We start from the raw sequence: 21,049 nt of genomic DNA on the forward strand, positions 1-21,049 counted from the left end.
GAGACGGCCAGTGAAAGCCCTCGACGAACTGACCTTCGACAACCGCTTCGCCCGCCTGGGCGATGGTTTCTCAACCCACGTACTGCCCGAACCCATCGACGCCCCGCGCCTGGTGGTGGCAAGCAATGCGGCCATGGCCCTGCTTGATCTCGACCCGGCTATCGCCCAAACACCGGTATTCGCCGAACTGTTCAGCGGCCATAAGCTGTGGGCCGAAGCCGAACCGCGGGCGATGGTCTATTCGGGGCATCAGTTCGGCTCCTACAACCCGCAACTGGGGGATGGCCGGGGCTTGCTGCTGGGCGAGGTGTATAACGCCGCGGGCGAACACTGGGACTTGCACCTCAAGGGCGCCGGGCAAACGCCTTACTCGCGCATGGGCGATGGCCGTGCGGTGCTGCGCTCCTCGATCCGCGAGTTTCTCGCCTCCGAAGCCTTGCATGCCCTGGGCATTCCCAGCAGCCGCGCCCTGTGCGTGATCGGCTCCGACACCCCGGTGTGGCGCGAAAAACAGGAGCGCGCCGCGATGGTCCTGCGCCTGGCACCGAGCCATATCCGCTTTGGGCACTTCGAATACTTCTACTACACCCAGAAAACCGAGTTGCACCAGCAACTGGCCGAGCACGTCCTGAACCTGCACTTCCCCGAGTGCCAGGAACAACCCGAGCCCTACCTGGCGATGTTCCGCGAGATCGTCGAGCGCAACGCCGAACTGATCGCCAAATGGCAGGCCTATGGCTTTTGCCATGGGGTGATGAACACCGACAACATGTCGATCCTGGGCATTACCTTCGACTTCGGGCCATTTGCCTTCCTCGATGACTTCGACGCCCATTTCATCTGCAACCACTCCGATCATGAAGGCCGCTACTCCTTCAGCAACCAGGTACCGATTGGCCAGTGGAACCTCAGCGCCCTGGCCCAGGCGCTGACGCCGTATATCAGCGTTGACGCCCTGCGCGAAACCCTCGGCCTGTACCTGCCGCTATACCAGGCCCACTACCTGGACCTGATGCGCCGCCGCCTGGGTTTGACCAGCGCCGAAGACGACGACCAGAAACTGGTGGAGCGATTGCTGCAATTGATGCAGAACAGCGGCGTGGACTACACCTTGTTCTTCCGCCGCCTGGGAGATGAGTCTGCCGCACTGGCCGTGGCGCAGTTGCGCGATGACTTTGTTGACCTCAATGGGTTCGATACCTGGGCAGACCTATACAAAGCCCGTGTCGAGCGCGATGGCAACAGCCTCCAGGCAGAACGCCGCGAGCGGATGCACGCAGTGAACCCGCTGTACATCCTGCGCAACTACCTTGCACAAAACGCCATCACCGCCGCCGAGTCAGGCGACTACCGTGAAGTGCGAAGGCTACATGAGGTGTTGAGCAAGCCATTTGAAGAACAGGCAGGGATGGAGCAGTACGCGCAGCGACCGCCCGATTGGGGCAAGCATTTGGAGATCAGTTGTTCGTCATAGCTCTTTTCAGATGAACATATCCACAGGCACTTTAAAATGCTCTGCCAGCCAACGAATCTGTCGCACGTTGAGCTGGCGCTTGCCACTGAGAATTTCAGAGACCACCGATTGAGGACCAACTCCCGGTAAATCACTCTGGGTCAAACCGTGCTCCTGCATCATTGACCGCAACACTTCGACACCACTCACCTCGGGTATCGGCCAATGCTCCAGATCGTAGGCCTCGACCCAGTCGCCGATAATATCCACCAACCCCATCAGGGGGTGGGTTTCGTCGTCCCCGACAATGTCCAGCAACTCGTCTAGGGACTCGACCAGCACATCGTAGTCAGCCTCGCTTTTGGGCTTGCGCAACAGCGGTGACACGAACTCCCAGTGCTCAACGGCCTGCTCAATCAATACGCTCATTTTCCTGTCACTCCTTCCACTTGCCCTTGTCATATTCACGATGGTCCAGAACATACCGAATGTAGAGGCGCTGCATGCGGTAGCGCACAACGGCTATGAGCCGCAGTTTGTTGCCACCGATATTGAAGACATGCAACGACCCGACCTTGTCCACTGAAGGAAAAACCGATCGCAATGCCGCGAAGTCCTCCGGGGTAATAACCCTGACTTTGCGATACCACTCATCCAGAGCACTGGCTGAGTGCGGCCATTTATCCTTGGCATTTCGAATGGGTCTCACACTGATTACTCGCATGCAATATCCTTATCGCATCTTGCTATGGAGGTTAGTCTCGGGATCAGATTATCGCAATATGCGATAGGCGCTCAGCAGACCAGCGGTGCAATCTCAAACTTGCATACGTAGCCTAGATAAGCCGCCAAACGTGCGTACAGGCAAAAATGTGAACACATGCGTCGCCACCGCCGAGCCTTGATAATTTCGGTCTTGGCTCCAAATAGAGTTCATTGGCAACTTCAACGGAACCCCACCATGTCCGATCCCCTGGTAATCCCCTGCCCTCATTGCAACGGCCTCAACCGCATCCCCCACGAACGACTGGGTGATGCGCCCAAGTGCGGTCGCTGCAAGCAGCCGGTGCTGCTGAACAAACCGTTTGACCTGAAACAGGGCGACTATTCCAGCCAGATCAAGGGCGACTTGCCGCTGCTGGTGGATGTGTGGGCAGAGTGGTGCGGGCCGTGCAAATCGTTTGCGCCGGTGTTTGAACAGGCGGCTGGGCAGTTGGCGGGCAAGTACCGCCTGGCCAAGCTCGATAGCGAAGCCAACCAGCAGCTTTCGGCGCAGTTGGGGATTCGCTCGATTCCCAGCCTGATCCTGTTCAAGAACGGCCGGGAAGTGGCGCGCCAGAGCGGGGCATTGGCGTTACCACAGTTGATGAGCTGGTTGCGCAGCCAGGGAGTATGACCCCCTCACTGTAGGAGGCCGGTTCACCCTTCAGATCAGGTGTTTTCCAGCAGGTTATGCAGTTCCACGAACTGTCGGGTGAGTTTGTGTCGCGGGTCGAGGTGGATCAGCGGTTTGCTTTCCTGGTGGGACTCGCGCATGCGCACCGAGCTGGCCAGGTACACCGGCAGCACCGGCAGGCCTTCGGCAATCAACTCATCGAGCATTTGCTGTGGCAGGCTCGCCCGGGCCTGGAACTGATTGACCACGATGCCTTCCACTTCCAGGCCTTCGTTGTGGTCGTCCTTGAGTTCTTCGATTTCCGCCAGCAGGCCGTACAGCGCCTGGCGCGAGAAGCTGTCGCAATCGAACGGGATCAATACGCGATCAGCTGCAATCAGCGCGGAAACCGCATAGAAGTTCAGGGCCGGCGGCGTATCCAGGTAAATTCGGTCGTAATCCTCGGCCAGCTCATCGAGCAGCTTTCGCAGCTTGTTGATCTTGTGCTTGGCCTCAAGCTTGGGCTGCAGGTCTGCCAGTTCTGCGGTGGCGGTGATGACGTGCAGGTTGTCGAAGGGGGTTTCGTAGATATCGACCTGGTTTTTCTTCGAAAACGGCCCGGAAGACAGGGTCTGCTTGAAGAAATCGGCAATGCCCATGGGGATATCATCGCCCGTCAGTCCCGTCAGGTACTGGGTCGAGTTGGCCTGCGCATCGAGGTCCACCAACAGGGTTCGATAGCCTTCACTGGCGCTGACCGCCGCCAGATTGCAGGCGATGCTGGATTTTCCAACACCACCTTTTTGATTGAACACCACGCGCCGCATGGAAAAACCTCCGTGTATCAATGAATGATCGAGTGTAGAGGGCAAAAGCGCCGGTTAGCTACCTTGTTCACTCCTGTACTACAACATCGACGGCTAGATCTCACCTCACAAACCTGTAGCAGCCCTACAAAGTAGGAGCCTTCTGATATTCGCCCCCACCGCCATAACGGACAATCAGTGATTCTTTTCAGAAAATTTGTAATATCCCGTGAACAATTCTTTACCAAAGTTTGCTAGAACCCCACCGCACCGGGATAATGCGCGCCACTCGGCCATCGCGCCATGCCCCGGTTTCATGGGCAATTTGCAGCACAAGGAAGCCCGCAGGGGCGGGATATTTTCTCAGTGATCAACTTCAACATCGCCCAATGGCGCGCCTGGGCCCCTGGGCTCGACAGCGTGGATGCCTGGCGCGACTGGTGCCAGGCCCCGACGTTGCTGGCCCAAAGCGATGCTGCGCCCGATGTGTCTTTTCTGCCCGCCATGCAACGCCGGCGCCTGAGCCGCCTGGCCCGGATGGCCTTCAGTGTCGGCTGGCCATTGGCCGAAGGCCTGCAGGACCTGCCACTGGTGTTTGTTTCACGCCATGGCGAAACCCCGCGCACCCTGGATATCCTCAGCGACCTGGCCAATGACCAGCCCCTGTCGCCCACCCAGTTCAGCCTGTCGGTACACAACGCGGTGATTGGCCTGTGGTCGATCCTGCGCAATGAAACCAGTGAAATGACCGCCCTGGCCGCAGCAGGCGATGGCCTGGAGCACGGCATGCTGGAAGCTGCAGCCCTGCTCAACGAAGGCGCACCGGCCGTGCTGCTGGTGATCACCGAAGAACAGCCACCCCAAGCCTATGCCAGCTGGATCAACGACGTGCCGTTCCCTTATGCCCTGGGCCTGTTGCTGACCCCAGGCGACGAATGGCAACTGGCGCTGCACACTGCGACTGTCCAACCGACCAACACCCAGTGGCCCCACGCCCTGAACCTGCTGCGCACCCTGCTCACCGAGCAAGGCGCCTGCCAACATGCCTGGAAGAACCGAGTATGGAACTGGCAACGCAAACACTGACCGACAAACCCCGGGACGCCTACTACTGGCGCCTGTTTGCCACGGCGGCCAGCTTCGTGCTGTTCGGCCTGGGCGGCCTGTGCCTGCGCCTGCTGGTGTTTCCGCTGCTCAGTTGCCTACCGGGGGACGCACAGCAGCACCAACGGCGGGCGCGCCTGACCATCGGGCGGTTGTTCTGGTTCTTTATCAACATGATGTACCGCGCCGGCATTCTGACCTACAGCGTTGAAGGTGCCGAAAAACTCGGGCGTCCCGGGCAAATGATCATCGCCAACCACCCGTCGCTGATTGACGTCGTGGTGCTGATTGGCCTGGTGCGCCAGGCCAATTGCGTGGTCAAGCAAAGCCTCTGGCAGAACCCCTTCACCCGCGGCCCGGTGAGCGATGCCGGCTATATCAGCAATGACGGCAGCATCGACATGCTCGATGCCGCTGCGGGCGCCCTGCGGGGCGGCCAGACCCTGATTATCTTCCCCGAAGGCACCCGCACCGTGCCAGGCGCAGCGCCGGCCTTTCATCGCGGGGCCGCCGCCATCGCCCTGCGGGGTGCGACAATCATCACCCCCGTGGTGCTCAAGGTCAGCCCGACCACGCTGACCAAGGCCGAGCCCTGGTATCGCATCCCCCACCGCCGCTTTCACTTCAGTTTGCAGGTGGGTGCCGATATAGACCCACAGGTGTTCGCCTCACAAGGGCCCGCACCCCAGGCCTCACGCAAGCTCAACGATTACCTGCATCACTATTTCATTAAGGAGCTCGCCGAAGATGAGCAACCCCAACAGCCTTGAGCACGAAATTAAAACCCTGATCATCGAGGCCCTGGGCCTGGAAGACATCGACGCCTGCGACATTGGCAGCGAGCAAACCCTGTTCGGCGAAGGCCTGGGCCTGGATTCGGTAGACGCCCTGGAATTGGGCCTGGCGATTCAGAAAAAGTACGGCATCAAGATCGATGCCGACGCCAAGGACACCCGCAATCACTTCATCAACGTGGCCAGCCTCGCGGCGTTCGTCACGGCCAGACAGGCAGCTTGAGACTTAACCATGCAAACTCGTGACGATATCTTCAACACCCTGCGCGATGCCTTGGTGGAATTGTTTGAACTGGACCCGGCACGGGTCACCCTCGACGCCAACCTGTACCAGGACCTGGAAATCGACAGCATCGACGCGGTGGACCTGATCGACCACATCAAGCGCCAGACCGGCAAGAAAATCGCCGCCGAAGAGTTCAAGGCCGTGCGTACGGTCAATGACGTGGTCGAGGCGGTCTACCGTCTGGTCCAACCGGCCGCATGAGCCGGCTGATCGGCCTTGGCCTGTTGCTGGTAGGGCTGCTGTATCCTTTTGCGGTGTATTACGGCACGGAGCATTTCGCCCCGTGGCAATTCGGCCTGCTGCTGGCCAGCCTGTGGCTGCTGCGCGCACTGACCGGCGCACGGCGCCCCGGCAGCGGCTGGATGGCCTTTGTAGCGGTCGTGTTTTGCCTGCTGCTGGCCTGGTTCGACAACCCGCAGATGCTGCGCTGGTACCCGAGCCTGGTCAGCGTCTTCATGTTGGCGCTGTTCGGCCTGAGCCTGAAATACGGCCCGCCGATGGTCGAGCGCCTGGCACGCCTGAGCGACCCGCAATTGCCCGAGAAAGCCATTGCGTACACACGCAAGGTCACCGTGGTGTGGAGTGTATTTTTCTTGTGTAACGGCCTGCTCGCCGCCGCGCTCACCCTGTGGGCACCGCTGAGCTGGTGGATGTTGTACAACGGTCTGATCGCCTATGGCTTGATGGGCCTGTTGTTTGCCGTGGAATGGCTGGTACGACAAAGGGTTCGAGGCCGCGTATGAATTGGGTCAATCTTGAGCACCTGTTGCTTGAGCCTGTGCAACTGCGTTCGGTCACCACCGAGCCTTCGATGAATCACGCACAGCTGTGCGAGCGGGCCCTGCGCCTGGCGGCCGGGCTGCAAACCCGTGGCATCCAGCGCCTGGCCGTCCACCTGACCGATGCCGGCCTGCTGGCTGTGGCCTTGCTAGGTGCCTGGCGTGCCGGGGTCAGCGTATTGCTGCCTGCCGACCTGCAGCCCCAGACCCGCCAACGCTGGGCCAATGAGGTGGACGCCTGGCTGAGCGAAGCCGACGACCTTGAGGCGCTCTACCAAACGCCACTCAGCGCCGCAGCCCTCGACCTGGATGTGTGCCAATTGAGCCTGTGCACCTCCGGCTCCAGCGGCGCCCCCAAGCGCATCGACAAAACCCTGCGCCAACTGGCCAATGAGGTCCAGGCCCTGGAAACCCTGTGGGGCGCCGACCTCGGCCAGGCCTGCATCATCGGCAGCGTCGCCACCCAGCACATCTACGGTTTGCTGTTTCGCGTGCTGTGGCCGTTGTGCGCCGGCCGTACCTTTGTGCGCCAGCAACTGCCGTTCCCGGAAGACTTGCAACGCGCCAGCCGCGAGCACCCGCACTTTGCCTGGGTCGCCAGCCCGGCGCTGCTCAAGCGCATGGGCGACAACCTCGACTGGCCGGCACTGAGCCAGGTCAAGCGGGTGTTTTCCTCCGGTGGCGCACTGCCCGCAGACGCTGCCCAGAGCCTGCAGCAACGCCTGCAACAGTGGCCGACCGAGATCCTCGGCAGTTCGGAAACCGGCGGCATTGCCTGGCGCCAAGGCCAAACGCCGTGGCAGCCGTTTGCCGAAGTGCAACTGAGCCAAGACGCCGACGGCGCGTTGCGCATTGCCTCGCCGTACCTGCCGGCCGGGCATGTGGAGCAGACCGCCGACGCCGCCCTGATCCACGCCGACGGGCGCTTTGAGCTGCTGGGACGGCTGGACCGAATCGTCAAGCTGGAAGAGAAACGCATCTCCCTGCCGATGCTCGAACAAGCCCTGGCGGAGCACGCCTGGGTCGCCGAGGCACGCCTGGGCGTGGTCCAGGAAAACCGCGCCTCGCTGGGCGCCCTGGTGGTCCTCAGTGGCGACGGCCTGCACGCCTTGCGCAACCAGGGCCGGCGCACCGTCACCCAGACCCTGCGCCAACACCTGGGCCAACACTGCGAAGCCCTGGCCCTGCCCCGCCGCTGGCGCCTGTTGCGCCAGTTGCCGCTCAATACCCAAGGCAAGCTGCCCCAGGCGCAAGTCGAGGCACTGCTGTTGGCGCCTCGGCCCAAGGCCCCGGAAGTCCTGGCGCAAACCGAGAACGACGGCGAGTGGACCCTGCAACTGAGCATCCCGCCGGACCTGGCCTATTTCAGCGGACACTTCCCGCACACACCGGTGCTGCCGGGAGTGGTGCAGGTGGAATGGGCGTTCAATCTGGGCCAGCAACTACTCGACCTACCGCCGACCTTTGCCGGCATGGAAGTCCTCAAGTTCCAGCAACTGGTACGCCCCGGCGATGTGATCGAACTGCACCTGCGTTTTGACCGTGAGCGCGGCAAGTTGTATTTCGCGTATCGCAATGACAGTGCGGCATGTTCCAGCGGGCGAATTTTGCTGGAGAATTTTCATGCATAACCCCTGCGCCCTGATCCCGGTCTACAACCACGAAGCCGCCGTGCCCGCCGTGGTCCGCAACTTGCTGGAGCACGGCCTGCCCTGCCTGCTGGTGGACGACGGCAGCAGCCCGGCCTGCGCCGCGGTGCTGGCGCAACTGGCGACCCTGGATAACGTATCGCTGCTGAGCCTGCCCACCAACCAGGGCAAGGGCGCAGCGGTGATGGCGGGCTTTCGCGAAGCCGCACGCCTGGGCTTCACCCACGCCCTGCAAGTGGACGCCGACGGCCAGCACGACCTGCGCGAAGTCGCATTGTTTCTCGACGCCTCGCGCGCGCACCCCGACGCATTGATCTGCGGCTACCCCGAATACGACGACAGCGTGCCCAAGGGCCGCCTCTACGCCCGTTACCTGACCCACGTCTGGGTGTGGATCAACAGCCTGTCGTTGCAGATCCGCGATTCAATGTGCGGGTTTCGTATCTACCCACTGCCACCGGTACTGACGCTGATGGACTCGGCGCGGATCGGCAAGCGCATGGATTTCGACTCCGACATCGTGGTGCGCCTGTCGTGGCGCAACCAGCCGATGCGCTGGCTGCCGACCAAGGTGCATTACCCGGCCGATGGCCTCTCGCACTTTCGGCTGTTCCACGACAACCTGCTGATTTCGTCGATGCACACCCGGCTGTTCTTCGGCATGTTGATGCGTGCGCCGTTGATTCTGTGGCGACGGTGGCAGGCATGAGCGACAGCCCCCGGCATTGGGCCGACCGCCAGGAGCGCGGCAGTTTCTGGCTGATGAAACTCACCGCGTTCGCCGCCAAAGTGCTCGGGCGCCGGCTGCTGAGCCCGCTGCTGTATGGCATCGTCCTGTACTTTTTCCTGTTTGGCCGCACCGCGCGCCGGAGCATCTGGCAATACCAGCAGCGCCTGGCCGACTGGAGCGGGCGCAACGACCTGCGCCCCAGCCACACAAGGGTCTTTAGCCAGTTCATGGCCTTCGCCGACGCCTTGCTGGACAAGCTCGACGTATGGAATGGCAAGCTGCGCCTGGAACAGATCGAAATCATCGACCCGGCGCAGCTGCGCGGGCAACTGCGCGGCGAGCGCGGGCAGATGCTGGTGGGTGCGCACCTGGGCAACCTGGAAGTGTGCCGCGCCCTCGCGGAGCTTGGCGAGAAAGTCACCATGAACGTGTTGGTGCATACCAAGCATGCCGAACAGTTCAACCGCCTGCTGGGTGAAGCCGGGGCGAACAACTTGCGACTGATCCAGGTCAGCGAGCTGGACCCGGCAGTGATGCTGCTGCTCAGCCAGCGCCTGGACGACGGCGAATGGCTGGCGATTGCCGGTGACCGCGTACCATTGCACGGTGGACGCACGGTGCGCGTGGACTTCCTCGGCCATGACGCGGCATTCCCCCAAGGCCCGTGGCTGCTGGCCGGCCTGCTCAAATGCCCGGTCAACCTGCTGATGTGCCTCAAGCACCAGGGCCGCTATCGCCTGATCATCGAGCCCTTTGCGCAATTGATCGAATGGAAACGCAGCGACCGCCAGCACGTGATCGCCCACTGGACCGCCCGCTATGCCGAGCGCCTGGGCCAGTTCTGCCTGCAAGCACCCCAACAATGGTTCAACTTTTACCCTTTCTGGAAGACCGATGACGACGCATCTGCTTGAGCCGGTAACCTTCGGCGAACTCCCTTTGCGCATCGAAGACGTGCTGGCCCTGGCCAACCGTCAGGCGCCCACCCGCCTGCAAGACGACGCCGGGTACCGCCAGCGCATCGCCAAGGGCGCGCAGTTCCTCGATTCGCTGCTGGACAAGGAAGGCGTGATCTACGGCGTGACCACCGGCTACGGCGACTCCTGCGTGGTCGCGGTCCCGTTGCAGCACGTCGAGGCACTGCCCCGTCACCTGTACACCTTCCACGGCTGCGGCCTGGGCAAGCTGCTCGACGCCCAGGCCACCCGTGCGGTGCTGGCGGCGCGCTTGCAGTCGCTGTGCCATGGCGTATCCGGGGTGCGGGTTGAACTGCTGGAGCGCCTGCATGCGTTCCTTGAACACGACATATTGCCGCTGATCCCCGAAGAAGGCTCGGTGGGTGCCAGCGGCGACCTGACACCGCTGTCGTATGTGGCCGCGACCTTGTCCGGCGAGCGCGAAGTGCTGTTTCGCGGCGAGCGCCGCCAGGCTGGTGATGTGCATCGCGAACTGGGCTGGACCCCGTTGGTGCTGCGCCCCAAGGAAGCGTTGGCACTGATGAACGGCACCGCAGTGATGACCGGCCTCGCCTGCCTGGCCTTCGCCCGCGCCGACTACCTGCTGCAACTGGCCACGCGCATCACCGCGTTGAACGTGGTGGCGCTGCAAGGCAACCCGGAGCACTTTGACGAGCGCCTGTTCGCCGCCAAGCCGCATCCCGGCCAGATGCAGGTTGCGGCCTGGTTGCGCAAGGACCTGGCCATCGACGCCCCGACCGCGCCGCTGCACCGCCTGCAGGACCGCTACTCGCTGCGCTGCGCGCCCCACGTCCTTGGTGTACTGGCCGACAGCTTGAACTGGCTGCGTTCGTTTATCGAGATCGAACTCAACAGCGCCAACGACAACCCGATCATCGACGCCGAAGCCGAGCGCGTGCTGCACGGCGGGCACTTCTACGGCGGGCATATCGCCTTTGCCATGGACAGCCTGAAAAACCTGGTGGCCAACGTCGCCGACCTGCTTGACCGGCAACTGGCACTGCTGGTGGACGAGCGCTACAACCATGGTTTGCCGAGCAACCTGTCGGGCGCCCCGGCGGATCGCGCGATGATCAACCACGGCTTCAAGGCTGTGCAGATCGGCACCAGCGCCTGGACCGCCGAAGCGTTGAAAAACACCATGCCGGCCAGCGTGTTCTCGCGCTCCACCGAGTGCCACAACCAGGACAAGGTGAGCATGGGCACCATTGCCGCCCGCGATGCAATCCGCGTGCTGGAGCTGACCGAACAGGTCGCTGCCGCTACCTTGCTCGCCGCCAACCAGGGCGTGTGGCTGCGCGCCCAGGTCGCCGATGCACGTCCGTTGCCGCCAGCGTTGGCCGCGATGCACAGCGAGTTGGCCAAGGACTTCCCCCCGGTAATTGAAGACCGCGCCCTGGAAGGCGAACTGCGCCTGTGTCTGCAACGCATCGCCGCGCAACACTGGAGGCTGCATGCGTAGCCCCGGCGTATTGCACTGCGACACACAGATTCTCGTGCCGTTCTTCGACATCGACACGATGAACGTGGTCTGGCATGGCCATTACGTGAAATACCTGGAAATCGCCCGTTGCGCGCTGCTGGACAAGCTCGGCCATAACTACACGGCCATGCTTGAGTCGGGCTACGCCTGGCCGGTGATCGACATGCAACTGCGCTACGTGCGTGGCGCTACCTTTGGCCAGACCCTCAACGTGCGCGCCAGCCTGGTGGAGTGGGAGAGTCGCTTGAAGGTCAACTACCTGATCACCGACCTTGCCAGCGGCGAACGCCTGACCCGCGCCAGCACCGTGCAAGTGGCCGTCGAAATCGCCAGCCGCGAAATGCAACTGGCCTCGCCCAGCGTATTCACCACCGCCGTCGAAAGGGCCCTGAAATGCTGACCCCTGTGGGAGCGGGCTTGCCCGCGATGGTCGTCAACGATAACGCGGGGTGCCTGACACGGCGCGGCGTCCTCGGGTTTTTCGCGAGCAAGCTCGCTCCTACAGAGGGGCGTCGAAAGGACTTCCCTGTGGGAGCGGGCTTGCCCGCGATGGTCGCCAACGATAACGCGGGGTGCCTGACACTGCGCGGCGCCCTCAGGTTTTTCGCGAGCAAGCTCGCTCCTACAGGGGTTGGGTTGTTTTTGAGTTTTGGGGCTTATGCTTTTGACTTGCAGCAGCTCAGCGATCAACTGGCCAAGCCCTCGGTGATCCACGGCAACTTCATCCAGGAAAAACACCTGCGCGCCCTGCCCCAGCCGCTGACCAGCAAGGGCACCTTCGTATTGGCCCGGGACCACGGCCTGCTCTGGCTGCTGAAAACCCCGCTGCAACAGGACTATCGCATCAACGCCCAGGGCATTGCCCGCCGCGATGCCAACGGCTGGCAGCCACTGCCCAACAAAAGCGCCGGCGCCGAGCAGAACCGTTTGTTCCTCGCGGTGCTGCAAGGTGACAGCAGTGGCTTGCAGCGCGACTTCGAGTTGCAACTGCAAGGCACGGCCACGGCCTGGAAACTCACGCTGACCCCACGCTCGCTGCTGCTCAAGCAGGTGTTCACCCAGATCAATATCGACGGTGGCGAGTTGGTGCACACCATCGAGCTGCTGGAAACCCAGGGCGACAGCACGGTGTTGCGCATGCAGGACAGCACCAGCACGCAACCTTTGAGCGACGCGGAGCAACACGACTTTGCCCAGTGAGCGCTGGTTGCCGCGCCTGTTCCTGATCCTGCTGGTGGCCGTGCTGGCCCTGGCCGGCTGGCAGTGGCGCCATGGCGCGCCGCTGTCGGCCAACCTGATGGAACTGGTGCCAGGCAACTCGCCGGATGCGCTGGAGCTGGCGGCCGAACAACGCATGCAAGAGCCGCTGAACCGCGAGATGCTGGTGCTGGTCGGGCATACCGATCGCCAGCAAGCCCTGGGCATGGCCCAACAACTCGGCGAACAGTGGCAAGCCAGCGGCCTGTTTGAAAAGGTCACCTGGACCTTGCAGGCCGACTTGCCCGCCCTGCGCGAGCAACTGTTGCAAGGGCGCCTGGCGATGCTCTCGGTCAAGGACCGCGAACAGTTGATCGCCGAACCCGCAGCGTTTATCCAGCAGCGTGTGCAATCACTGTTCGACCCCTTCACCGGCTTCAGCCTGGTGCCAAGCCAGGATGATTGGCTGGGCCTGACCGGACGCATCCAGAGCAGCCAGCCGCAACACGGCGCGGTGCAACTGGATATCGGTAGCGGCGCGTTGATCGCCGATGCCGACGGCAAAAGCTGGGTGCTGCTGCGTGCGCGCACCCAGGGCAATGCCTTTGATATGAAACTGCCGTTGCAAGTCGCCGACTTGCTGCAAACCAGCCGCGCACAGGCCGCCAAGCACGACGTACAACTGCTGGCCGCCAGCGGCCTGCTGTACGCGGCCAATGGCCAACAACAGGCAAGCCGGGAGATGACCTGGGTCGGCGGCGGTGCCACCGTCGGCATCCTGCTGTTGCTGTTACTGGCGTTCCGTCGTTGGCGCGTGTTGCTGGCGTTTGTCCCGGTTCTGGTGGGCATGCTGTTTGGTGCAGTGGCCTGCGTGGCGCTGTTTGGCCATATGCATGTGATGACCCTGGTGCTGGGGGCGAGCCTGATCGGCGTGGCGGTCGACTACCCGCTGCACTACCTGTCCAAGAGCTGGAGCCTGCAACCCTGGCGCAGTTGGCCGGCCTTGCGCCTGACCCTGCCGGGCCTGAGCCTGAGCCTGGCCACCAGTTGCATCGGCTACCTGGCCCTGGCCTGGACGCCATTCCCGGCACTGACCCAGATCGCCGTATTCTCTGCCGCAGGCCTGGTCGGCGCCTATTTGTCGGCGGTGTGCCTGTTGCCGGCTCTGCTCAACGGCCTGGACCTGCGCCCGGCGCAATGGCCACTGCGGGTCGCCGAGTTCCTGCTGGGGGTGCGCGAGTCGCTGCTCAAGCGCTTGCCGAGCCAGGCGTTGCTGGTGCTGGCCCTGCTGTTTTGTGCCGGTGGCCTGTTGCAGTTGAACAGCAAGAACGATATTCGCCAATGGATCGGCGCGCCGCCGCAGTTACTGCAAGAAGCCCAGGCCATTGCACGCATTACCGGCTACCAGCCCACCAGCCAGTTCTTCCTGGTGCGTGCGGACAATCAACAGCAGTTGCTGGAACGCCAGGCGGCCCTGAGCCAGCGCCTGGATCAACTGGTGCATATGGACAAGCTCCAGGGTTACCTGGCGCTCAATCAACTGGTCAGCACGCCCGACGAACAGCAACAACTGCGCGAGGCCCTGAAGCAATTGCCGGCGCTGTGGCAACCGCTGCTGGACCTCGGCATCCCCGCCAGCGCCCTACAAGCGGAGCTGGCGCAGTTGCAGGCGTTGCCCACCGCAGATATCAACACTGCCCTGGCCGGCCCGCTGGCCGAGCCCTGGCGCCTGTTGTGGCTGGGCAATGTCGATGGCGGCGTGGCGGCCATGGTCAGCCTGCAAGGCTTGAACAACCCGGCGCTATTACGCATCCAGGCCCAGGACTTGCCTGGCGTGCAACTGGTGGATCGCCTCGGCGACCTGAACCAGGTCTTTGCCGCGACCCAGGTCAGCGCCGCCGAATTGAAATTATTGTCCTGTGTACTGATCGTCTTGCTGCTGATCCTGCCCTTTGGCCTGGGCGGCGCGCTGCGGATCGTCGCGCTGCCGCTGCTGGCCGCCCTGTGCAGCCTGGCCAGCCTCGGTTGGCTGGGGCAGCCGCTGACCCTGTTCAGCCTGTTCGGCCTGCTGCTGGTAACAGCGATCAGCGTCGACTATGCGATCCTCATGCGCGAACAGATCGGCGGGGCCGCGGTCAGCCTGCTGGGGACGTTGCTGGCCGCCGTCACCACCTGGCTGTCCTTTGGTTTGCTGGCGGTGTCCAGCACCCCGGCGGTGAGTAACTTCGGCCTGTCGGTGAGCCTGGGCCTGGCCTTCAGCTTTATGCTGGCGCCGTGGGCTGGCCGCCAGGAACATGCGCAATGATGCCCACTAATTTTATTGAGTTGAATGTGATGATCGCCAACCCGGCAAGGAGCCACAGTGCCCACAGTTGAAATGGAACATCGCCAGGTCGTGGTAATCGGTGCCGGCCCGTCCGGCGCCATTGCGGCCGCGTTGCTCAAGCGTAAAGGGCATGATGTGTTGATCATCGAGCGCCAGCACTTCCCGCGCTTTTCCATCGGCGAAAGCCTGCTGTCCCACTGCATCGACTTTATCGAAGAAGCCGGCATGCTCGACGCGGTCAACGCCGCCGGTTTCCAGCTGAAAACCGGCGCCGCGTTTGCCTGGGGCGAGCGCTACAGTGCCTTCGATTTCGGCGATACGTTCAGCGATGGCAAGCCCACGACCTTCCAGGTCCAGCGGGCCGATTTCGACAAGTTGCTGGCCGATCAGGCGGCGTTGCAGGGCGTAGAGATCCGTTACGGCCAGACCCTGGTCGGCGTGGATTTCGCCGCCGGCCACCGCTACCTGCATGTGCGCCGCGAGAATGGCCGCGAATACCACATCAAGGCCGGCTTCGTGCTCGACGCCAGCGGTTACGGCCGCGTGCTGCCCCGCCTGCTGAACCTGGAAGCACCCTCGAACTTTCCGTTGCGCCAGGCGGTGTTCACCCACGTCGAAGACCGTATCGAGCACCCAGGCTTCGACCGCACCAAGATCCTCATCACCACCCACCCGACCCAGCGCGATATCTGGTTCTGGACCATCCCGTTCAGCAACGGGCGCTGCTCGGTAGGTGTGGTGGCGGCCAAGGCGCATTTCGACGGTCACGACGCCGACCTCGATGCCTGCCTGCGCGGCTTTATCGAGCAAACCCCGAGCCTGTCCCGCGTCCTGGCAAACGCGCTCTGGGATACTCCGGCGCGGACCATCGGCGGTTACTCGGCCAACGTCACGACGCTGCATGGCCCGGGCTTCGCGCTGCTGGGTAACGCCGCCGAATTCCTCGACCCGGTGTTCTCCTCCGGCGTGACCATCGCCATGCGCTCGGCCAGCATGGCCGCAGGCCTCTTGCACCGCCAGTTGAAGGGTGAAAGCGTCGACTGGCAAACCGAATTCGCCGAGCCGCTCAAACGCGGAGTCGATACCTTCCGCTGTTACGTCGAAGGCTGGTACGCCGGCACGTTCCAGGATGTGATCTACCACCCTGGCAGCTCGCCGGAGATACGCCGCATGATCAGCTCGATCCTCGCTGGTTATGCCTGGGACGAGCGCAACCCATTTGTCAGCGAACCCAAGCGCCGCTTGCGGATGCTCTCGGAAATTTGTGCTGGGGATAACGTATGAGCAGCTCGGCTGTGCAAAAAGAGTACTTGAGCAAAAACTACGTCGAAGAAACCAGGTTCGGCTTCTGGTTCCTGCGCAGCCACACCTGGCAGCATCACGTATTGCGCGTGGCGATCAACGACCTGCGCAACCTGTTCAGCGACCCGTTGCCTGAGGCACCGGTGCTGCTGGATGCCGGTTGCGGCCAGGGCAAGTCGTTCCGCTACTTGCAGCAGGTATTCGCCCCCGAGCGCCTGATCGGCCTTGACGCCGACCCGCACAGCCTCGATCTGAGCCGTGCCGAAGCCGCGCGCCAGGGCATTGATATCGAATTGATCGGCAGTGATTGCGCAACCCTTGAGGTGGCCGATGAAAGTGTCGACATCCTGTTCTGCCACCAGACCTTCCACCACCTGGTGGAGCAGCAACGGGCGCTGACCGAGTTCTACCGGGTGCTCAAGCCCGGCGGCTACCTGCTGTTTGCCGAGTCCACCGAAGCCTATATCGACACCTGGGTGATTCGCTGGCTGTTCCGCCACCCGATGCACGTGCAGAAAAGTGCCGCAGAGTACCTGGAGATGATCCGTGACCAGGGCTTTGAGTTTGGCCCGCAGAATGTCTCGTACCCCTACCTGTGGTGGAGCCGCTCGGCGGACTTCGGCCTGTTGGAGCGTTGGGGCCTGCGCCAGCCCAAGCCGTTTGGCGAGCGTGAAGAGACCCTGGTGAATGTGGTCGCACGCAAGCCACTCACAGGCCCGGCAGCATGATCCGTGCGCTGTTGATCGGCTGCCTGTTGCTGCTGGCCGCCTGCGCCAGCCAGCCGCCGCTGCCTGTGCACACCCCAAGCCTGGCCCTGCCGCTGCAATTGCATGTAGAGCGCGAACAGGATGACCAGCGCCAGGACTGGTTGCTGGTGATCCAGCGCGAAGGCGATGCCTTGCGCTGGTCGCTGATGGATCCGCTGGGCATCCCCCTGGCCCGGCAAAAGCTGGTGGAGGGTACTTGGCAGGCGGATGGTTTACTGCCACCCAATCCCCAGGCCCGTGAGTTGTTTGCCGCCTTGCTGTTTGCTTTGACGCCCGCCGCCGAGCTGCCAGGCAACTACCCCCAAGCCCGTGAAGACGATGGCGTGCGGGTGCTCAAGCCGCACTGGCAAGTGATCTACCAGGCGCCCTTGGCATTCAGCGTGAGCATGCCTGGCCAACATCTGAACTATCGCGTCAGCGCGCTTGGGAACACCCCATGACGGCCTACCTCAATGCCCTCGGGATCATCTGTGCCCTGGGTCGCGGCCAGGACGAAGTGCGGCGCAACCTGTTTGCCGGCGATAGCAGCGGCATGCGCAGCGAGAGCGGCTGGGTGCCCGAGCGGGTATTGCCGGTGGGCAGCGTGCCCGGTGAACTGGCGCCGCTGCCGCCGCACCTGGCACAACAGAACAGTCGCAACAACCAGTTGTTGCTGGAGGCCGCCTTGCAGATCGAAGACCCGATCCAACAGGCGATCCAGACCTTTGGCGCCTCGCGCATCGGCATCGTGCTGGGCACCAGCACCTCGGGCATCGATGAGGCCAGTCGCGGTATCGCCGACTACCTGCGTGAAGGGCACTTCCCCGCAGATTATGACTATCGGCAACAAGAGCTCGGCGCCCCGGCCAATTTCCTCGCCGACTGGCTGCAACTGAGCGGCCCGGCCTATGTGATTTCCACCGCCTGCACGTCCAGCGCCCGCGCCCTGATGAGCGCGCGGCGCCTGCTGGACCTGGGCCTGTGCGATGCGGTGCTGTGTGGTGGGGTCGACAGCCTGTGCAAGTTGACCCTCAACGGTTTTACCTCCCTGGAAGCGGTATCCGCCCAGCGTTGCAACCCGTTTTCGGTGAACCGCAACGGCATCAACATCGGCGAGGCTGCGGTGCTGTTCCTGATGAGCAAAAGCCCGGCGCCGATCGCTTTGCTGGGCAGTGGCGCGAGCTGCGATGCCCACCATATTTCCGCCCCCGAGCCCAGCGGCAAGGGCGCATTGCAGGCGATGAGCAAAGCCCTGGCCAGCGCCAAATTGACACCCGCGCAGATCGGTTACCTGAACCTGCACGGTACCGCGACCCAACATAACGATGCGATGGAAAGCCTGGCCGTGGCAGCGCTGTTTCCCGCTGGCGTGGCCTGTTCCTCGACCAAGCCGCTGACCGGCCATACCCTCGGTGCCGCGGGTGCACTGGAAGCGGCGTTCTGCTGGTTGAGCCTGATGGAAGGTAGCGTGCCGCCGCATGTCTGGGACGGTCAAGCCGACCCGGCGCTGCCCGCCCTGCATTGGGCCAAGGTCGGCGACACCCTGCAAACACGCTGCCTGATGAGCAACTCGTTTGCCTTCGGCGGCAATAACGTCAGCCTGATTATCGGAGACGCCCCATGATCAATTGGCCGCTCGCCGAACTGCTGCCCCACGCCGGGGACATGATCCTGATCGACCAGGTGCTGGCGTTCGATGAAGAGCAGATCCGCACCCGCCTCACCGTCAAGCCCGGCGGCCTGTTCAACCGTGCCGACGGTAGCTTGCCGGCCTGGGTCGGCGTCGAGCTGATGGCGCAAAGCGTCGCCGCCTATGCCGGCTGCCGGGCTCGGCAGAACGGCGAAGCAGTCGAGCTGGGGTTCCTGCTGGGCACCCGTAAGTTCGAATGCAACGTCGAGCACTTTCCCGCCGGCACCGAGTTGACCATCCACGGCCTGCGCTCACTGGAAGACGACAACGGCATGGGTGTGTTCGAATGCCACCTGACCGGCGACGGCATCCAGGCCAGCGCGCGCCTGAACGTATTTCGACCGCCCCAGGCGGCCAACTATTTAGCTGAATCGAAGGACACGTGTCATGACTGAATCCGTACTGGTCACCGGCTCCAGCCGGGGTATCGGCCGCGCTATCGCCCTGCGCCTGGCCCAGGCCGGCCATGACATCGTGCTGCATTGCCGCAGTGGCCGCGCCGAGGCGGATGCCGTACAGGTCGAAATCCAGGCCCTGGGCCGCAAGGCGCGGGTGTTGCAATTTGATGTGGCAGACCGTGCCACCTGCAAGCAGATCCTCGAAGCCGACGTTGAAGCCCACGGCGCCTATTACGGTGTAGTGCTGAACGCCGGGCTGACCCGCGATGGCGCGTTTCCAGCCCTGTCGGAGGACGACTGGGACGTGGTGATGCGCACCAATCTCGACGGGTTCTACAACGTGCTGCACCCGGTGATGATGCCGATGATCCGGCGCCGCGCGGCCGGGCGCATTGTGTGCATCACTTCGGTCTCGGGGCTGATCGGCAATCGTGGCCAGGTCAACTACAGCGCGTCCAAGGCCGGCTTGATCGGTGCGGCCAAGGCGCTGGCAATCGAGTTGGGCAAGCGCAAGATTACCGTCAACTGCGTGGCCCCCGGCCTGATCGACACGGCAATGCTTGATGAGAACGTGCCGGTGGAAGAACTGATGAAGATGATCCCCGCGCAACGCATGGGTACGCCAGAAGAGGTCGCCAGTGCGGTGAACTTCCTGATGTCGGCCGAGGCCGGCTACATCACCCGCCAGGTCCTGGCCGTGAATGGGGGCCTGTGCTGATGAAACGTGTGGTAGTCACCGGCATGGCCGGCATGACCTCCCTGGGCTGCGACTGGGAAACCATCGCCGCCAACTTCCGCGCCCAGCGCAGCGGCATCCGGCGCATGGATGAGTGGAATCGCTTCAGCGAACTGAACACACGGCTGGCCGGGCCGATTGACGATTTTGTGGTGCCGGCCCACTGGACCCGCAAGCAACTGCGCAGCATGGGCCGGGTCTCGCGCCTGGCCGTGTGGGCCGCCGAGCAGGCGTTGCAGGACGCCGGCCTGCTGGGCGATGCGTCGATCAAGGATGGGCGCATGGGTGTGGCCTGCGGCTCATCCACCGGCAGCACCGATGAGATCAAGGCCTTTGGCAATATGCTGCTCAACTCGGTGGCCGAGGGCCTGAACGCCAACTCCTATGTGCGCATGATGCCGCACACCACAGCGGCCAATATCAGCATTTTCTTTGGCCTCACCGGGCGCCTGATCCCCACGTCCAGCGCCTGCACCAGCGGTAGCCAGGGCATCGGCTATGCCTATGAGGCGATCAAGTTCGGCCGCCTGCCGCTGATGCTCGCCGGCGGCGCCGAAGAGCTGTGCCCCACCGAAGCCATGGTGTTTGATGCGCTCTACGCCACCAGCCTGAAAAACGACGCCCCGCAAACCAGTCCTCGCCCCTACGACAGCGGCCGCGACGGCCTGGTGATCGGCGAAGGCGGCGGCATGCTGGTGCTTGAGGAGCTGGAACATGCCCTGGCCCGTGGCGCGCATATCCATGCCGAGATCGTCGGCTTTGGCAGCAACGCCGACGGCCAGCACACCACCCGTCCCGAGCAGGTCACCATGCGCCGGGCCATGGAGCTGGCCCTCGAAGATGCCAACCTGACGCCGGATGCCATCGGCTACGTGAACGGCCACGGCACCGCCACCGAACAAGGCGACATTGCCGAAACCCTGGCCACCAGCAGCCTGTTCGGCAGCCGCATGCCCATCAGTTCGCAGAAGAGCTTCCTGGGCCATACCCTGGGCGCCTGCGGCGCGCTGGAGTCGTGGTTCAGCATCGAGATGATGAACCACGACCAGTACGTGCCGACCTTCAACCTCGACCAAGTCGACCCGCGCTGCGGCGAACTGGATTACCTGCGCGGCGAGTTCCGCCAGATGCACAACGACTACGTGATGAACAACAACTTTGCCTTTGGCGGCGTCAACACGTCGCTGATCTTTCGCCGCTGGCAGTAAGCCTTTTAAT

Annotated in this window: 24 protein-coding genes; 21 read left to right on the top strand and 3 right to left on the bottom strand. The window is 63.1% G+C overall.

The window, feature by feature from the left end; all coding sequences use genetic code 11:
* The first annotated feature begins 10 nt into the window (after window positions 1-10).
* Window positions 11-1,474: a protein adenylyltransferase SelO gene (selO, locus tag KL786_RS10605; RefSeq protein ID WP_215517595.1), complete on the top strand. Its 1,464-nt coding sequence runs from the start codon at window positions 11-13 to the stop codon at window positions 1,472-1,474.
* A gap of 6 nt (window positions 1,475-1,480) precedes the next feature.
* Here the strand turns inward: selO and KL786_RS10610 are convergent, their stop codons facing one another.
* Window positions 1,481-1,882, bottom strand: a complete 402-nt coding sequence (locus tag KL786_RS10610) for a helix-turn-helix domain-containing protein (RefSeq protein WP_215517596.1) — start codon at window positions 1,880-1,882, stop codon at window positions 1,481-1,483.
* Window positions 1,883-1,889: 7 nt separating this feature from the next.
* A complete protein-coding gene (locus tag KL786_RS10615) occupies window positions 1,890-2,177 on the bottom strand; it encodes a type II toxin-antitoxin system HigB family toxin (RefSeq protein ID WP_215517597.1) in 288 nt (95 codons plus the stop codon).
* 237 nt (window positions 2,178-2,414) lie between these two features.
* Here KL786_RS10615 and trxC point away from each other — a divergent pair, with 237 nt between their 5' ends.
* Window positions 2,415-2,849, top strand: a complete 435-nt coding sequence (trxC, locus tag KL786_RS10620; protein ID WP_215517598.1) for a thioredoxin TrxC — start codon at window positions 2,415-2,417, stop codon at window positions 2,847-2,849.
* A gap of 35 nt (window positions 2,850-2,884) precedes the next feature.
* On the opposite strand, the gene KL786_RS10625 is transcribed toward trxC, so the two are convergent.
* A complete protein-coding gene (locus KL786_RS10625; protein ID WP_029296134.1) occupies window positions 2,885-3,655 on the bottom strand; it encodes a ParA family protein in 771 nt (256 codons plus the stop codon).
* A 345-nt stretch (window positions 3,656-4,000) separates the two neighbouring features.
* Between KL786_RS10625 and KL786_RS10630 the strand changes: the two genes are divergently transcribed.
* From KL786_RS10630 to KL786_RS10720, 19 genes are all read left to right on the top strand, one after another.
* A complete protein-coding gene (locus KL786_RS10630; RefSeq protein WP_065942905.1) occupies window positions 4,001-4,720 on the top strand; it encodes a beta-ketoacyl synthase chain length factor in 720 nt (239 codons plus the stop codon).
* Window positions 4,696-5,508 (top strand): lysophospholipid acyltransferase family protein, encoded by an 813-nt coding sequence (locus KL786_RS10635; protein ID WP_215517599.1) that lies wholly within the window; start codon window positions 4,696-4,698, stop codon window positions 5,506-5,508. The genes KL786_RS10630 and KL786_RS10635 overlap by 25 nt, the downstream gene beginning before the upstream one ends.
* Window positions 5,486-5,755: a phosphopantetheine-binding protein gene (locus tag KL786_RS10640; RefSeq protein WP_032862152.1), complete on the top strand. Its 270-nt coding sequence runs from the start codon at window positions 5,486-5,488 to the stop codon at window positions 5,753-5,755. Before KL786_RS10635 ends, KL786_RS10640 begins: the two co-directional genes overlap by 23 nt.
* A gap of 9 nt (window positions 5,756-5,764) precedes the next feature.
* Window positions 5,765-6,019: an acyl carrier protein gene (locus tag KL786_RS10645; RefSeq protein ID WP_032862153.1), complete on the top strand. Its 255-nt coding sequence runs from the start codon at window positions 5,765-5,767 to the stop codon at window positions 6,017-6,019.
* Window positions 6,016-6,561 (top strand): COG4648 family protein, encoded by a 546-nt coding sequence (locus KL786_RS10650; protein WP_032862156.1) that lies wholly within the window; start codon window positions 6,016-6,018, stop codon window positions 6,559-6,561. Before KL786_RS10645 ends, KL786_RS10650 begins: the two co-directional genes overlap by 4 nt.
* Window positions 6,558-8,228 (top strand): acyl-CoA synthetase family protein, encoded by a 1,671-nt coding sequence (locus KL786_RS10655; protein WP_215517600.1) that lies wholly within the window; start codon window positions 6,558-6,560, stop codon window positions 8,226-8,228. Before KL786_RS10650 ends, KL786_RS10655 begins: the two co-directional genes overlap by 4 nt.
* Window positions 8,221-8,955 (top strand): glycosyltransferase family 2 protein, encoded by a 735-nt coding sequence (locus KL786_RS10660; protein WP_215517601.1) that lies wholly within the window; start codon window positions 8,221-8,223, stop codon window positions 8,953-8,955. Before KL786_RS10655 ends, KL786_RS10660 begins: the two co-directional genes overlap by 8 nt.
* Window positions 8,952-9,890 (top strand): lysophospholipid acyltransferase family protein, encoded by a 939-nt coding sequence (locus KL786_RS10665; RefSeq protein ID WP_215517602.1) that lies wholly within the window; start codon window positions 8,952-8,954, stop codon window positions 9,888-9,890. Before KL786_RS10660 ends, KL786_RS10665 begins: the two co-directional genes overlap by 4 nt.
* Complete coding sequence (locus KL786_RS10670) at window positions 9,871-11,415, top strand: HAL/PAL/TAL family ammonia-lyase (protein ID WP_215517603.1); 1,545 nt, start codon at window positions 9,871-9,873, stop codon at window positions 11,413-11,415. Before KL786_RS10665 ends, KL786_RS10670 begins: the two co-directional genes overlap by 20 nt.
* Complete coding sequence (locus KL786_RS10675) at window positions 11,408-11,836, top strand: acyl-CoA thioesterase (RefSeq protein WP_215517604.1); 429 nt, start codon at window positions 11,408-11,410, stop codon at window positions 11,834-11,836. The genes KL786_RS10670 and KL786_RS10675 overlap by 8 nt, the downstream gene beginning before the upstream one ends.
* A 149-nt stretch (window positions 11,837-11,985) precedes the next feature.
* A complete protein-coding gene (locus KL786_RS10680) occupies window positions 11,986-12,636 on the top strand; it encodes an outer membrane lipoprotein carrier protein LolA (RefSeq protein WP_215517643.1) in 651 nt (216 codons plus the stop codon).
* Complete coding sequence (locus tag KL786_RS10685; RefSeq protein ID WP_215517605.1) at window positions 12,626-14,938, top strand: MMPL family transporter; 2,313 nt, start codon at window positions 12,626-12,628, stop codon at window positions 14,936-14,938. Before KL786_RS10680 ends, KL786_RS10685 begins: the two co-directional genes overlap by 11 nt.
* 57 nt (window positions 14,939-14,995) lie before the next feature.
* Window positions 14,996-16,243, top strand: a complete 1,248-nt coding sequence (locus KL786_RS10690; protein WP_353844660.1) for an NAD(P)/FAD-dependent oxidoreductase — start codon at window positions 14,996-14,998, stop codon at window positions 16,241-16,243.
* 11 nt (window positions 16,244-16,254) lie between these two features.
* Window positions 16,255-16,989 carry a class I SAM-dependent methyltransferase gene (locus tag KL786_RS10695; RefSeq protein ID WP_215517645.1) on the top strand — a complete coding sequence of 245 codons (735 nt, stop codon included), beginning with the start codon at window positions 16,255-16,257 and terminating at the stop codon, window positions 16,987-16,989.
* Window positions 16,986-17,468: a DUF3261 domain-containing protein gene (locus KL786_RS10700; RefSeq protein ID WP_215517606.1), complete on the top strand. Its 483-nt coding sequence runs from the start codon at window positions 16,986-16,988 to the stop codon at window positions 17,466-17,468. Before KL786_RS10695 ends, KL786_RS10700 begins: the two co-directional genes overlap by 4 nt.
* Window positions 17,465-18,631: a beta-ketoacyl-[acyl-carrier-protein] synthase family protein gene (locus KL786_RS10705; protein ID WP_215517607.1), complete on the top strand. Its 1,167-nt coding sequence runs from the start codon at window positions 17,465-17,467 to the stop codon at window positions 18,629-18,631. Before KL786_RS10700 ends, KL786_RS10705 begins: the two co-directional genes overlap by 4 nt.
* Window positions 18,628-19,092 carry a hotdog family protein gene (locus KL786_RS10710; RefSeq protein WP_215517608.1) on the top strand — a complete coding sequence of 155 codons (465 nt, stop codon included), beginning with the start codon at window positions 18,628-18,630 and terminating at the stop codon, window positions 19,090-19,092. The genes KL786_RS10705 and KL786_RS10710 overlap by 4 nt, the downstream gene beginning before the upstream one ends.
* Window positions 19,085-19,813: a 3-oxoacyl-ACP reductase FabG gene (gene fabG / locus KL786_RS10715; RefSeq protein WP_029296098.1), complete on the top strand. Its 729-nt coding sequence runs from the start codon at window positions 19,085-19,087 to the stop codon at window positions 19,811-19,813. Before KL786_RS10710 ends, fabG begins: the two co-directional genes overlap by 8 nt.
* Entirely contained in the window at window positions 19,813-21,039 is a 1,227-nt protein-coding gene (locus KL786_RS10720; RefSeq protein ID WP_215517609.1) for a beta-ketoacyl-ACP synthase, read from the top strand. The genes fabG and KL786_RS10720 overlap by 1 nt, the downstream gene beginning before the upstream one ends.
* Window positions 21,040-21,049: the final 10 nt, after the last annotated feature.

The sequence above is a fragment of the Pseudomonas sp. TAE6080 genome (assembly GCF_018732265.1).
GTDB classification, from domain to species: Bacteria; Pseudomonadota; Gammaproteobacteria; order Pseudomonadales; family Pseudomonadaceae; genus Aquipseudomonas; species Aquipseudomonas brenneri.

Coding starts and splice junctions, on each gene's coding strand:
- KL786_RS10610 (WP_215517596.1), bottom strand. CDS start 1,882: ATGAGCGTATTGATTGAGCAGGCCGTTGAGCACTGGGAGTTCGTGTCA.
- KL786_RS10615 (WP_215517597.1), bottom strand. CDS start 2,177: ATGCGAGTAATCAGTGTGAGACCCATTCGAAATGCCAAGGATAAATGG.
- trxC (WP_215517598.1), top strand. CDS start 2,415: ATGTCCGATCCCCTGGTAATCCCCTGCCCTCATTGCAACGGCCTCAAC.
- KL786_RS10625 (WP_029296134.1), bottom strand. CDS start 3,655: ATGCGGCGCGTGGTGTTCAATCAAAAAGGTGGTGTTGGAAAATCCAGC.
- KL786_RS10635 (WP_215517599.1), top strand. CDS start 4,696: ATGGAACTGGCAACGCAAACACTGACCGACAAACCCCGGGACGCCTAC.
- KL786_RS10640 (WP_032862152.1), top strand. CDS start 5,486: ATGAGCAACCCCAACAGCCTTGAGCACGAAATTAAAACCCTGATCATC.
- KL786_RS10645 (WP_032862153.1), top strand. CDS start 5,765: ATGCAAACTCGTGACGATATCTTCAACACCCTGCGCGATGCCTTGGTG.
- KL786_RS10650 (WP_032862156.1), top strand. CDS start 6,016: ATGAGCCGGCTGATCGGCCTTGGCCTGTTGCTGGTAGGGCTGCTGTAT.
- KL786_RS10655 (WP_215517600.1), top strand. CDS start 6,558: ATGAATTGGGTCAATCTTGAGCACCTGTTGCTTGAGCCTGTGCAACTG.
- KL786_RS10660 (WP_215517601.1), top strand. CDS start 8,221: ATGCATAACCCCTGCGCCCTGATCCCGGTCTACAACCACGAAGCCGCC.
- KL786_RS10665 (WP_215517602.1), top strand. CDS start 8,952: ATGAGCGACAGCCCCCGGCATTGGGCCGACCGCCAGGAGCGCGGCAGT.
- KL786_RS10670 (WP_215517603.1), top strand. CDS start 9,871: ATGACGACGCATCTGCTTGAGCCGGTAACCTTCGGCGAACTCCCTTTG.
- KL786_RS10675 (WP_215517604.1), top strand. CDS start 11,408: ATGCGTAGCCCCGGCGTATTGCACTGCGACACACAGATTCTCGTGCCG.
- KL786_RS10680 (WP_215517643.1), top strand. CDS start 11,986: ATGGTCGCCAACGATAACGCGGGGTGCCTGACACTGCGCGGCGCCCTC.
- KL786_RS10700 (WP_215517606.1), top strand. CDS start 16,986: ATGATCCGTGCGCTGTTGATCGGCTGCCTGTTGCTGCTGGCCGCCTGC.
- KL786_RS10705 (WP_215517607.1), top strand. CDS start 17,465: ATGACGGCCTACCTCAATGCCCTCGGGATCATCTGTGCCCTGGGTCGC.
- KL786_RS10710 (WP_215517608.1), top strand. CDS start 18,628: ATGATCAATTGGCCGCTCGCCGAACTGCTGCCCCACGCCGGGGACATG.
- fabG (WP_029296098.1), top strand. CDS start 19,085: ATGACTGAATCCGTACTGGTCACCGGCTCCAGCCGGGGTATCGGCCGC.
- KL786_RS10720 (WP_215517609.1), top strand. CDS start 19,813: ATGAAACGTGTGGTAGTCACCGGCATGGCCGGCATGACCTCCCTGGGC.